This is a genomic window from Massilia sp. Mn16-1_5 (genome assembly GCF_004798585.1).
GTDB lineage: Bacteria > Pseudomonadota > Gammaproteobacteria > Burkholderiales > Burkholderiaceae_D > Telluria.
This window is the reverse complement of the sequence record NZ_PPXQ01000003.1, coordinates 82335-95334: the sequence shown is the minus strand read 5'-3', so window position 1 is coordinate 95334 and position 13000 is coordinate 82335. Positions and strand designations below refer to the sequence as shown.

General features: G+C 65.8%; 10 protein-coding genes. 7 read left to right on the top strand and 3 right to left on the bottom strand.

The features are described from left to right. Positions 1-153 precede the first annotated feature (153 nt). The 4 genes from C2862_RS04270 to C2862_RS04255 all read left to right on the top strand — a co-directional run bounded on the left by C2862_RS04270 (position 154) and on the right by C2862_RS04255 (position 5851). Positions 154-2520: a M1 family metallopeptidase gene (locus C2862_RS04270; protein WP_136218872.1), complete on the top strand. Its 2367-nt coding sequence runs from the start codon at positions 154-156 to the stop codon at positions 2518-2520. Next, the gene (locus C2862_RS04265; RefSeq protein WP_229467286.1) at positions 2517-3008 is read left to right on the top strand and encodes a DUF6702 family protein; all 492 of its coding nucleotides are present in this window, start codon (positions 2517-2519) and stop codon (positions 3006-3008) included. Before C2862_RS04270 ends, C2862_RS04265 begins: the two co-directional genes overlap by 4 nt. Before the next feature lie 7 nt (positions 3009-3015). Beyond that, positions 3016-5049 carry a TonB-dependent receptor gene (locus C2862_RS04260; protein ID WP_136218871.1) on the top strand — a complete coding sequence of 678 codons (2034 nt, stop codon included), beginning with the start codon at positions 3016-3018 and terminating at the stop codon, positions 5047-5049. 64 nt (positions 5050-5113) lie between these two features. Then, on the top strand, positions 5114-5851 hold the full coding sequence (locus C2862_RS04255) for a 2OG-Fe dioxygenase family protein (protein WP_136218870.1): 738 nt from the start codon (positions 5114-5116) through the stop codon (positions 5849-5851). Between the two features lie 261 nt (positions 5852-6112). On the opposite strand, the gene C2862_RS04250 is transcribed toward C2862_RS04255, so the two are convergent. Then, the gene (locus C2862_RS04250) at positions 6113-6448 is read right to left on the bottom strand and encodes a hypothetical protein (RefSeq protein WP_136218869.1); all 336 of its coding nucleotides are present in this window, start codon (positions 6446-6448) and stop codon (positions 6113-6115) included. Positions 6449-6572: 124 nt separating this feature from the next. Here C2862_RS04250 and C2862_RS04245 point away from each other — a divergent pair, with 124 nt between their 5' ends. Together C2862_RS04245 and C2862_RS04240 are read left to right on the top strand one after the other, a co-directional pair. Then, entirely contained in the window at positions 6573-7709 is a 1137-nt protein-coding gene (locus C2862_RS04245) for an efflux RND transporter periplasmic adaptor subunit (protein WP_136218868.1), read from the top strand. A gap of 10 nt (positions 7710-7719) precedes the next feature. Continuing rightward, positions 7720-10833 carry an efflux RND transporter permease subunit gene (locus tag C2862_RS04240; RefSeq protein ID WP_136218867.1) on the top strand — a complete coding sequence of 1038 codons (3114 nt, stop codon included), beginning with the start codon at positions 7720-7722 and terminating at the stop codon, positions 10831-10833. 194 nt (positions 10834-11027) lie between these two features. Here C2862_RS04240 and C2862_RS04235 read toward each other — a convergent pair whose 3' ends face one another. Beyond that, positions 11028-11957, bottom strand: coding sequence for a hypothetical protein (locus C2862_RS04235; protein WP_229467285.1), 930 nt, complete (start codon positions 11955-11957; stop codon positions 11028-11030). Between the two features lie 90 nt (positions 11958-12047). Beyond that, the gene (locus C2862_RS25670; RefSeq protein WP_229467284.1) at positions 12048-12503 is read right to left on the bottom strand and encodes a YqjD family protein; all 456 of its coding nucleotides are present in this window, start codon (positions 12501-12503) and stop codon (positions 12048-12050) included. On the opposite strand from C2862_RS25670, the gene C2862_RS25665 reads away from it, so the two are divergent. After that, positions 12481-12957, top strand: a complete 477-nt coding sequence (locus C2862_RS25665) for a hypothetical protein (RefSeq protein ID WP_229467283.1) — start codon at positions 12481-12483, stop codon at positions 12955-12957. The two genes, C2862_RS25670 and C2862_RS25665, sit on opposite strands and share 23 nt — an antisense overlap. The last annotated feature ends 43 nt before the right edge of the window (positions 12958-13000 follow it).

Below are 13000 nucleotides of genomic sequence, written 5' to 3'. Positions count from 1 at the left end.
CTTGTAGGGTGGGCATTCCATGCCCACGCGGTATCACAGTTCGAACAGCCATACCGCGTGGGCACAGAGTGCCCACCCTACGTCCAGCCGGTAGCTGCGTCAAAAGCGCGGCTGCCGGTTTCGTTTTTCAGAACAGATCATAGAAACATCAAAATGAAGCACCTCGCCCGCCTCGCCGCACTGACCCTGGCCCTGTCCACCGGCGCCCACGCCGCCGACCAATTCGACGACAAGTTCCGCCAGCTCGACGAGCTACTGCCGACGCCGTCCACGACCCGCACCGCCTCGGGCGCGCCGGGCCACGCCTACTGGCAGCAGCGCGCCGACTACAAGCTGCGCGCGCGGCTCGACGAAGCCAGGCGCGCGATCACGGGCGCGGGCACCATCACCTATTACAACAACTCGCCCGACACCCTGCATTACCTGTGGGTGCAGCTGGACCAGAACATGTTCCGCCCCGATTCGGACAACCGCAACATCTCGACCCTGCCCTCGCGCGAGGCCTGGCAGAAGACCGGTCCAGAGGGCGTGAAGTTCGACGCGCTGCGCGCCAATTTCGACAGCCGCGCCTTCGACGGCGGCATCCAGGTGGCGAACGTGAAGGCCTCTGGTGGCGGTGCGCTGCACTATGTCGTCAACAAGACGATGATGCGCATCGACCTGCCCCAGCCCCTGAAGCCGGGCGCGCGCTTCTCGTTCGCACTCGAATGGCGCTTCAATATTCCCGAAGCGAACATCGTCGGCCGCCGCACCGGCTACGAGCGTTTCGATAAAGAAAACAAGAACGACATCTTCGAAGTCGCCCAGTGGTTCCCGCGCATGGCGGCCTACTACGACATCGCCGGCTGGCAGAACAAGCAGTACCTGGGCGACGGCGAATTCACGCTGGAATTCGGCGACTACGAGGTCGAGCTCACGGTCCCGGCCGACCACATCGTCGCCTCCACCGGCGAACTGCAGAATCCGAACGAGGTCCTGAGCGCCGCCCAGCGCGAACGCCTGGCGCGTGCGCGTACCGCCGGCAAGCCGGTCCTCATCGTCACCCAGGCGGAGGCCGAGGCCAACGAGAAAGACCGCGCGAGCGGCACCAAAACCTGGCGCTACAAGGCGAAGAACGTGCGCGATTTCGCCTTCGCCTCGAGCCGCAAGTTCATCTGGGACGCGCAAGGCATCCAGAGCGGCGCCAACAAGGTCATGGCGATGTCCTACTATCCGAAGGAAGGCAATCCGCTGTGGGAGAAGTACTCGACCCAGGCCGTGATCCACACCATCGAGCAGTACAGCAAATACTCCTTCGACTACCCGTATCCGACCGCGATCTCGGTGAACGGCCCGGTCGGCGGCATGGAATACCCGATGATCTCGTTCAACGGCGGCCGTCCGACGAAAGATAAAAAAACCGGAGAGCTGACCTATTCGAAGGCGACCAAGTATGGCCTGATCAGCGTGATCATCCACGAGGTCGGCCACAACTACTATCCGATGATCGTCAACTCGGACGAGCGCCAGTGGACCTGGATGGACGAGGGCCTGAATTCCTTCCTGCAGTTCCTGGCCGAGGAAGCCTGGGAAGAGAACTATCCGTCGCGCCGCGGCGAAGCGCGCGACATCACTGACTACATGCGCAGCAAGAACCAGACGCCGATCATGACCAACTCGGAGTCGGTCCTGCAGCGCGGCCCGAACGCCTACGGCAAACCGGCCACCGCCCTGAACATCCTGCGCGAGACGGTGCTGGGCCGCGAACTGTTCGACTTCGCGTTCAAGGAATACGGCCGCCGCTGGAAGTTCAAGCGCCCGACCCCGGCGGACCTGTTCCGCACCATGGAGGACGCCTCCGGCACGGACCTCGACTGGTTCTGGCGCGGCTGGTTCTACACGACCGACGCGGTCGACGTCAGCGTGGACGGCATCAGCGAGTACACGGTCAGCACCCAGGATCCGGAGATCGAAAAGGCGTGGCGCAAGAAGCTGCGCGATGCCGAGCCGATGTCGCTCACCGAGCAGCGCAACAAGGGCACGCCGCGCCGCGTCGACGCGCATCCCGAGCTGAAGGATTTTTATAACGAGCATGACGACTTCACGGTCACGAATGCCGACCGCAACAAGTTCAACGAGTCGCAGGAAAAGCTGGAAGACTGGGAAAAGGCCCTGCTCTCTTCCGGCAAGCACCTGTATCTGGTGGACTTCACCAACGTCGGCGGCCTGGTGACGCCGCTGGTGCTGGAGATCCAGCTCGCCAGCGGCAAGAAAACCATCGAGCGCATCCCGGCCGAAGTGTGGCGTTACTCGCCGAAGAAGATCACGAAGCTGATCGTCACCGACGAGCCGATGACGGGCCTGGTCCAGGATCCGTTCTGGGAAACGGCGGACATCAACGTCGACAACAACGCCTGGCCGCGCAAGCTGACGCCGTCGCGCCTGGAGCTGTTCAAGACCCAGCGTCCGCAAAACGACATGATGAAGGACTTTAATGCACCGTTGAAGAAGCCTGATGCGGAAACGAAGGTCTCGCCATGATGCGTCGTTTGAAAACCCTCTTTGCCGCCGCGCTGCTGCTGGCCAGCGCGGCGGCATCCGCGCACCGCTTCCATGCGGGGATGACCGACGTCTCCTTCAATGCCCGCACCGGCAATACCGAGATCGTCCACACCTACATGGCGCACGACATCGAGGCCTTGCTGGCCAACCTGTACGGGCGCCAGTTCGACCTGAACGACGAGGAAGACCAGGATGCGCTGCGCAAGTATGTCGAGAACCGCTTCTGGATCGCCGGACAGGACAAGGCGAAGCTGAACCTGCGCTGGGTCGGCATGACGGCCGACGCCGAGAAGGTGACCGTGTTCCAGGAAATCGAACAGACCCCGCTGTGGAAGGCGGGCGCCATCCATGACACGGTATTGATAGACTTCATTGCTGAGCAGGTCAACACGGTTAACCTCAATGAAGGCAATGTCGTACGCACGCTGACTTTCGATCGCAATCACCAGGAGCAGCCGACGCGCTGATCAAGAGATGCCCATTCTTCGCCCGCTTCCCTGCGCACTGGCCGCGCTCTTCGTCTCTTCGCCCGTCCTCGCCGACGACCTCGTCCTGCAGCGCGTGCTGGTCGAAGGCTCGCGCCTGTCCCAGCTCGGGATCGCCGATTCGGCCAATGCCGGCAGCGTCGGCCAGAAGGAATTGGCCGCGCGGCCGTCCTACCGCCCCGGCGAAATGCTGGAAGCCATGCCCGGCCTGATCGCCAGCCAGCACAGCGGGGAGGGCAAGGCCAACCAGTTCTACCTGCGCGGCTTCAATCTCGACCACGGCACCGACCTCGCCACCTGGGTCGACGGCATGCCCGTCAACCAGCGCAGCCATGCGCACGGCCAGGGCTGGACCGACGTCAACTTCCTGATCCCGGAACTGGTCGGCCGCCTGGACTACCGCAAAGGCCCGTATTCGGCGCGCGACAGCGACTTCGCCTCGGCCGGCAGCGCGGAGATCAGCTATGCGAACCGCCTGGCGAAAGACATCGCCAGCGTCACGCTGGGCCAGGACGGTTTCAAACGCGCCATGATCGCCGGCTCGCCCGATCTGTTGGGAGGCACCCTGCTCTACGCGCTGGAAGCGATGGACAACGAGGGACCGTGGACCCGCCCCGACGACTACCGCAAGCGCAACGGCATGCTGCGCTACAGCCGCGGCTATGCCAACAACGGCTGGAGCGTCACCGCCATGGCCTACCGGGGCAAGTGGAACGCGACCGACCAGATCCCCCTGCGCGCGGTGGAAGACGGGACGCTGGGCCGCTTCGACGCGATCGACGACAGCGACGGCGGCAACGCGCGCCGTTACAGCCTGTCGGGCATCTGGCGCCAGACCGGGCAGGAGTCCGCATCGAAAGTCAGCGCCTACGTGATCCGCAACCAGCTCGACCTGTATTCGAACTTCACGTACTTCATGAACGACCCGGTGAACGGCGACCAGTTCGCCCAGCCCGACCGGCGCGTCACCAGCGGCATGGATGCGGCCCACACCTGGCACCTGCACCGCGGCGAGACGGCGGCCTCGGACCTGACGGTCGGCGCCCGCCTCCAGAACGACAACATCTTCAACGGCCTGTACGACACCCGTGCGCGCCAGCGCATCGCCACCACGCGCGAAGACCACATCGTCGAGACCAGCGGCGGCGTCTTCATCGAAAGCGCAACGCGCTGGAACGAGGTCGTGCGCACGCTGGCAGGCATCCGCGCGGACCGCTACCGCTTCGACGTGACGAGCGACCTGGCCGCGAACTCCGGCCGCGCCAACGATACGCAAGTCAGCCCCTCGTTCAGCCTGATCCTGGCGCCACTCGCCTCGACCGAGTTCTACCTGAACTATGGCCACGGCTTCCACAGCAACGACGCGCGCGGCACGGTGGCGGCAATCGATCCGAAGACGCTCGACCCGCTGGAACGCGCGCCGGGGCTGGTGCGCTCGCGCGGCATGGAACTGGGCATGCGTACGGAAGCGCTTCCCAAGATGCAGACGGCCGTCTCGCTATACCGCCTCGACTTCGACTCCGAGCTGACCTATATCGGTGATGCCGGCATGACCGAAGCGGGCGACGCCAGCCGCCGCACCGGCATCGAGTTCTCGAACTACTGGCGGCCCCTGAAATGGCTGGCCGTGGACTTCGACGCGGCCTATGCGCGGGCGCGCTCGCGCAACAGAGACCGGATTCCAGGCGCCGTGGAAGGCGTGGGCCAGCTGGCACTCAGCGTGGACAAGCTCGGACCGTGGTCCGGCGCGCTGCGCCTGCGCTACTTCGGTCCGCGTGCGCTCATCGAAGACAACAGTGTGCGCTCGCAGGGCAGCGCCACGCTCAACGGGCGTCTCGGCTACAAGGTCGGCAAGAACCTGCAGCTCGAACTGGAAGGCTTTAACCTGACCAACCGGCGCGACTCGGCCATCGACTACTACTATGCATCGCAACTGGCCGGCGAGTTGTCGCCACGCGACGATATTCACTTCCACCCGATCGAACCGCGCTCCTTCCGTTTGACGCTCACCAAGACCTGGTAAAGGTAACAAATAGAAGCAGGGCCGGTTTTCACCGGCCCCTGTGAAAACTGCTACGCTAGCGGGCATGACACCGAACGAACTGCCCTACACCGATCCTTCCCGCCTGGCCGAAGCCCTGCTCGGCAATGGCTATGCCCTGCTGCGTCCAGAAGACGTCGCGCGTCTCGCCGGCTGCCTACTTTCCGACCTCGACGCGCTGGTGCCGAGCTGGGACCACCTGGAACTCGACAACTACCTGAAGGACGGCGGCCGCTACCGGCGGCGGCGCCACTCCTGCTTCATCGATGACGGCAAGACCTTGAGCCTGACGCCGCACCGCGCGCACTGGCAGCCGGTCGAGTACAACGCCCTGCACGGCGGCATGCACCGCCTGTTCGCGCCGATGGACCCAGGCACGGTCGCCCAGCCGGCCTGGCAGCAGCTGGTGCGCTCGCTCGGCGCGGTCTGCTCGCAAGCCAAACCGGCCAAGCCCTGGTATGTGGAAGCGCACCAGTTCCGCATCGATACCGCCGACGGCATCGGCCGCCCGACGCCGGAAGGCGCGCACCGCGACGGCGTCGATTTCGTCGCCGTCATTTTGATCGGCCGCACCGGCATCAAGGGCGGCGAGACGCGTGTCTTCGATGCCCATGGCCCGCGCGGCCAGCGCTTCACGATGCTCGAACCCTGGACCCTGCTGCTGCTCGACGACGCCGCCGTGATCCACGAGTCGACGCCGATCCAGCCCTTGAAAGAGCATGGCTACCGCGACACCCTGGTCCTGACCTGGCGCGCGCATGCCTTCCAGGGCGAGGACGCTTGACCTCTCCACCGGCAAAAAAAACGCCCGCGTACCTGGCGGTAGCGGGCGGCAATCCAGAATTTCGGAGAAAAACTGGAGGAGACGGGTTCACTATAGCGCGCTTTATGGTGCGTCGCAATACAGTAAAACTACCGGATAGCTGGGATTACTCCCCCTGATTTCGTAGGCGTTTTCTGACGGCTTATGCTGAGCGCGTCAGTTCATGATGCACTGCACCACAAGCAGGCATATTAGAGGCATTACCGCTTTGCAAGAGGGCGTTCAGTCCTTGCGGGGCTTTTGCCTGCACTTTTTCGGTGCAGCTTCTTCGCTCTGCTCTTCCAGCATCTTTTTTTGATCATCCGTGTTTTTTTCGTCTCGCGCCGCCGCTGCCGCCATGGCACGGCGCGATGGCGTGTCTGTCCACGAGGGCACGGGGGCGTTCGGCGCGACCGTTCCCAACTGCGGAGCCGGCGCGGCGGCGGCGCGTGCCGGCAAGGCGCTGTCCGCACGCGCTGCGCAGGACAGGTCGGCGCAAGCCGCAGGTGGGGCCTGCGCGCCGAGCAAAGCGGCCAGCAAGAGAGTTCCGTCCATTGCCACCTCCTTTAAAGGGAGCATTCTAAATCCTTGCCGCTGCGACGCAGCATCGCTATTCTTGAATTTGCTTCAACATTGCCTGCGCTTTGATAGACTGCGCTACTGCCGTCATCGTATGGCATCTTGCTCTCTTATGAACCGGACCATGTACATGCCATCGATCACGCCCCGCATCGCCCTACTCGGCTCGGCCGCCCTGCTCTCGCTGTTCCTGACCGCCTGCGGCAAGGACGACGACAAGAAGAACGCACCGGCGACGCCCGCGTTGACCGTCACCACGGCGCGGCCCAGCACGGCCAGCCTGCCGCTCAAGCTCGGCGCCAACGGCAACGTCGCGGCCTGGCAGGAAGCGGTCATCGGCAGCGAGTCGGGCGGACTGCGCCTGCTGGAAGTGCGCGTGAACGTGGGCGACGTCGTCAAGAAGGGCGAAGTGCTGGCGGTGTTCTCGGCCGATACGGTCAATGCCGACGTCGAGCAGGCGCGCGCCGCGCTGCAGGAAGCGCAGGCAAACGCCGCCGAAGCCCAGGCCAACGCCAAGCGTGCCGAGTCCTTGAAGAGTTCCGGAGCGATGAGCGAACAGCAGGTGACCCAGTATGTCACAGCGGCGCGCACGGCGGCGGCGCGGGTGGCGGCCGCGAAGGCCACGCTCACCCAGCAGCAGCTGCGCCTGAAATACACGCAGGTGGTGGCGCCCGACAGCGGCATCATCTCGGCACGCAGCGCCACCGTCGGCGCCGTGGTCGGCGTCGGCACCGAACTCTTTCGCCTGATCCGCCAGGGCCGCCTCGAATGGCGCGCCGAGCTGCCGGCGTCCGATATCGGCCGCGTCAAGCCCGGCGCGCGCGTGCGTGTAAAGGGCGCGAACGGCAGCGAGGTGGTGGGCAAGGTGCGCACGGTCGCGCCGACGGTCGATGCGCAAACGCGCACCACGCTGGTCTACGTCGACCTGCCGCCGAACCTGTCGGGCAGCGCGCCCCTGAAAGCGGGGATGTTCGCGGGCGGCGAATTCGAACTCGGCGCCTCCAAGGCGCTGACCGTGCCGCAGCAGGCAGTCGCCGTGCGCGACGGTTTCAGTTATGTCTTCCGCATCAATCCCGACAGCCGCGTGAGCCAGGTGAAGATCGGCACTGGGCGCCGCCTGGGCGAGCGCATCGAGGTCGTCTCGGGCCTGGCGCCGGACGCGCAGATCGTGATCGAGGGCGCCGGCTTCCTGAACGACGGGGACCTGGTGAAGAACGTCCAGGCGCAGCCGGCCGCACCGGCCAAGGTCGCGGCGCGCTGAGGACGGCATCATGAATTTTTCCGCCCTCTCGATCCGCAATCCGATTCCCGCGATCCTGCTGTTCGCCCTGCTGACGCTGGCCGGCCTGCTCGCCTTCAAGGCCAATAAAGTCCAGTTCTTCCCCGATATCGAACTGCCGATCGTGACCGTCACCGCCACCCTGGATGGCGCCGCACCGGCCCAGCTGGAGACCGAGGTCGCGCGCAAGATCGAGGATTCGGTCGCCACGCTGCAGGGCGTAAAGAACATCTATACCAAGGTGCTCGACGGCGTGGCCACGATCACCGTCGAATTCATCCTCGAGAAGAACCTGTCGGACGCGGAAAACGACGTGCGCGGCGCCGTCTCCCAGGTGCGCGCCGACATGCCGGCCGAGATGCGCGAGCCGAGCGTGACCAAGGCGGCCACCGCCGGGCGCTCGATCCTCACCTTCACCGCCTCCGCCAAACCGGGCGCCAACGGCCTGGACGACCAGGAACTGTCCTGGTTCGTCGACAATACCGTCTCCAAGCGCCTGCTCAGCGTGCCCGGCCTGGGCGCCGTCAAACGCGTGGGCGGCGTCGACCGCGAAGTGCGGGTCGAACTCAATAATGAGCGCATGGCCGCGCTGCGCGTATCGGCGCTGGACGTGTCGCGCCAGCTGCGCAACGTGCAGAGGGAAGCGCCGGGCGGGCGCGGCGACGTCAGCGGCGCCGAGCAGTCGGTACGGACCCTGGCGACGGTGGCCAGCGCGCAGGAGCTGGCGCGCATGGACATTCCGCTGCCGGACGGCCGCCGCGTGCGTCTGGATGAAATCGCGACTGTGAGCGACACGGTGTCGGAGCCGCGCGCGCTGGCCGAGCAGGACGGGAAAAAAGTCGTCGCCTTCGAAGTCTTCCGCACGCGCGGTGCCAGCGAGACCGAGATTGCCGAAGGCGCGCGCGCGGCCGTGGCCGAACTGCAGAAAGCGCATCCGAACGTGGTGCTGAAGGAAGTGGTCGACAACGCCGAGCCGGTGCAGGAAAACTTCGACGCTTCGATGGAGATGCTGTACGAAGGCGCGGTGCTGGCGGTGCTGGTGGTGTGGTGGTTCCTGCGCGACTGGCGCGCCACCATCGTGGCCGCCGCCGCCCTGCCGCTGTCGGTGATTCCCGCCTTCCTGGGCCAGTACCTGTTCGGCTACACGCTCAACATGGTGACCTTGCTGTCGCTGGCGCTGGTGGTCGGGGTGCTGGTCGACGACGCCATCGTCGAGATCGAGAACATCGCGCGCCACCTGCACATGGGGAAAACGCCGATGCAGGCGGCGCTGGAGGCGGCCGACGAAATCGGCATGGCGGTGATCGCGACGACCTTCTCGCTGGTGGCGGTGTTCCTGCCGACCGCCTTCATGGGCGGCATTCCGGGGCGCTTCTTCAAGCAGTTCGGCTGGACCGCGGTGCTGGCCATCCTGGCCTCGCTGATCGTGGCGCGCCTGCTGACGCCGATGATGGCGGCCTACATCATGAAGCCGGCGAAACCGCACGTCGAGGAAGACGGTCCGCTCATGCGCCGCTACATGAAGACCATGCAGTGGTGCCTGCGCCACCGCCGCATCACGGCGATCGCCTCGCTGCTGTTCTTCGCCGCCTCCATTTCCCTGGTGCCGCTGCTGCCGACCGGCTTCGTGCCGGCGGCCGACCGCGGCCAGACCATCGTCAACGTCGAGCTGCCGCCCGGTTCGACGCTGGCGCAGACCCATGGCGTGGCCGAACAGGCGCGCCTGGCGGCGATGCGCGTGCCCGGCGTGAAGAGCGTCTTCAGCTCGATCGGCGGCGGCTCCAGCGGCGACGCCTTCGCGCCCGGTGCCGCGGCCGAAGCGCGCCGCGCGGTGCTGACGGTGACGACCTCGCACCGCAGCGACCGCGACGAGTCACTGTCCGAACTGGAACGCCAGATCCGGACACAGTTGTCCAGTATCCCGGGCGCGCGCTTCAGTGTCGGCCAGGCCGACACCGGCGGCAAGCTGCAGCTGGTGCTGCGCAGCGAAGATGCGCAGGCGCTGGCCGCTGCCGCCCAGCGCGCCGAGCGCGAGCTGCGCGGCCTGCAGGGCATCGGCAACGTCAGCTCGAGCGCCTCGCTGGTGCGCCCCGAGATCATCGTGCGTCCCGACTTCGCCCGTGCGGCCGACCTGGGCGTGACGGCAGCAAGCATCGGCGAAACGGTGCGCGTCGCCACCGCCGGCGACTACGAACAGGCGCTGGCGAAGATGAACCTGTCCGAGCGCCAGGTGCCGATCCGGGTGAAGCTGCCCGACGCCGTGCGCGCCGACCTCGATGCCATCGGCCGCCTGACGGTACCGGGCAAGAATGGCCCTGTGCTGCTCTCGACCGTCGCCGACATCACGATGGAAAGCGGCCCGGCCGAGATCAGCCGCCTGAACCGCAGCCGCAACGTCACGCTCAACGTCGAACTGGGCGCACGCACGCTGGGCGAGGTCAACAAGGAAGCGCGCGCCCTGCCCGCGTTTACCAATCTGCCGGCCTCGGTACAGATCGCGGAACTGGGCGACGCCCAGGAAATGCAGGCGCTGTTCGCCAGCTTCGGCGTGGCGATGGCGATCGGCGTGCTGTGCATCTACGGCGTGCTGGTGCTGCTGTTCCACGACTTCATGCAGCCGATCACGATTCTCGCCGCGTTACCGCTGTCGATCGGCGGTGCCTTCATCGCCCTGCTCGTCACCCGCAGCGCCCTGTCGATGCCGACCATGATCGGCCTGATCATGCTGATGGGGATCGTGACCAAGAACTCGATCCTGCTGGTCGACTATGCGATCCTCGCGCGCGAAGCAGGCATGGCCCGCTTCGAGGCGCTGGTCGACGCCTGCCACAAGCGCAGCCGGCCGATCGTCATGACGACCATTGCAATGGGCGCGGGCATGCTGCCGCTGGCGCTCGGCCTGTCGGGCGACCCGAGTTTCAGGTCGCCGATGGCGATTGCCGTGATCGGCGGCCTGATCACCTCGACGCTACTCAGCTTGCTGGTGGTGCCGGCGGTGTTCACCTATGTCGACGATTTCAAGGGCTGGCTGAATCGCGGGGTGCGCAGGCTGCGGAAGCATCCGAAGGAACCGGTGCGCAAGGCCGAGACGGCGGCGATGAAGTAAGGTGCGGCGATATTGACGGTGCAAACGCGTGGACTCGGGAGTCCACGCGTTACGTGCACCAAACAAAACGCCGGCATCGCTGCCGGCGTTGTCGTTTCTACGCACTGCTCAGAATATGATCGCGAGCAGGATGATGATGGGAATTGGAATCCCGATCAGCCACAAAAGAATCGAACGCATACGTCCTCCTTGATTTAACGATGGGACACGTGGGCTACGCCGTCGCGCAGCTTGCCGCCCAGGGTGGCGCACCAGCTGGCGACGAAAGCGCCGATCAGCAGGGCAACCGTGAGCCAGAGCGCCGTACCGGCGGCCGCCTTGCGGGCGGTATCGGCGGCGTCCTTGGCCGTGGCCTTGGCTTTCGCAGCGGCGGCCGCGCTACGGGCGTAGACGTCGTCGACGCGCTTTTCGGCCGTGGCCTGGTCGAGACCGGTACGGGCGGCGATGCGGCTGGCGAGATAGGCGCGGTCATCGGCGGCCAGGCTGCCGTTTTTCACGCTGTTGGCGAGGATGCGCATGGTTTCCTGGCGCAGGTCGCCGCTATTGCCCGTTGTATCCGGCTTGTCGGTGCGCAGCATCATGTCCGAGAAGTAGTCGAGCGGGTTGGCACCGGCGCTGTCGCCATTGTCCTTGACCGCCGCGGCGGTTGCGGCCGCGCCGCTGGCCATGGTTGCCTTCGCCACGCCGGCGCCGGCATCGACGGCTTTCCCCGTCATCGTGCCGATCACACCGGAAAACAGGGCCGCGGCCAGCATGGTCGACACGGCCCAGGTCAGGAAGCCGTGCGCGGTATCGCGGAAATAGACTTCGTCGGTATGCAGGCTGGTCCATTTGGTGCGCAGGCGGCCGGCCATGTAGCCGCCGATGGCCGAGGCCGCCAGCTGGGTCAGCGTAATCCACAGGATGGCGCCGATGCCGAAGGCGACGCCGCTATTGTCGGACCATGGCGACGCGGCCGACAGGCCCAGCCCGGAGCCGAGCAGGTACAGGACGAGCGAAAGCGCGGTGGCAGCCGCGGCACCCGCCAGGATCGCGCCCCAGGATACGCCTGAGCGCGCCGCTTCGACCGCATCGATGCCCTGGGTAGGGACGTGCGTCGCCGAACTCGTTGATTGAGCTTGCATATTACTCCCTCGGATTGTTCTTATTGGAATGGAACCGGACCCCGGCCGAGCGTCGTGTCGGCCGGGATATGTCCGGAGAAGCGCTACCGATTAGTAGTCGCGACGACGGCTACCGCCGAGCAGCTTGGCCAGGATGTAACCGGCGCCCAGGGCGATCGCCACGGCGGTACCCGGCTTGTTGCGCACGTATTCGCGACCCGAATCAGCCAGTTGCTGGTAGGTGTCGTTCATCTGTGCGGAACGGTTGCTGAACTGGGTCGACGCGCCGCTGAGCAGGCCGCTCAGCTTGTCGACGCCGGCGTGGGCCGAGGAAACAACACGGTCGACCATCGGCTGGGCTGCCTCGGCGGCCTTGTCGATCGACTTGTGCATCTCTTCCGGCTTCATCGAGGCCATCATCCCCTGGTTCGAGGACGAATCGCTGCCCGAGCTGGCGCCGGTCGAACCGCCCTGCGCACCCGAGGACGACGAACCGCCGGTCGAGCCCGAACCGCCGGTGACGGACGAGCTGCCCAGCGCGCCGGTGCCCGACGACGAGCTGCTCATCGAACCCGACGACGAGCCGCCCTGCGCGCCCGACGAACCGGCGCTCGATGCGCCGCCCGATGCACCGGTCGAACCGGTGTTGGCCGAACCCGACAGCGACGAGCCGCTGATGCTGGAGTTCGACGAACCCGAGCCCGACGACGATCCGAGCGACGACGAGCCGCTCGAGCCGCTCGACGACGATCCCATCGACGACGATCCCATCGACGACGACAACCCCGACGAGGCCGTTCCGGCCCCGCCGCTTGCGCCGCTCGACGAGCCGCTCAGGCCACCGCTGCTGCCGGCGCCGCTGCTCGAACCCGTGGACGGGCTGGCGCTCTGCGACGAGCCGCCCGACAGGCTGCCCGACGAAGCGCTGCTGCTCTTGTTCAGGTTGCTCGACTTGTCGTCCTTGCCCATGCTGTTGCCGCTTTTGCTGGCGTCAACGCCTTTTCCCTCGCTCGACTTCTGATTATCCATGACTTTTGTCCTTGTAAAATAGTGACCAAACGCGG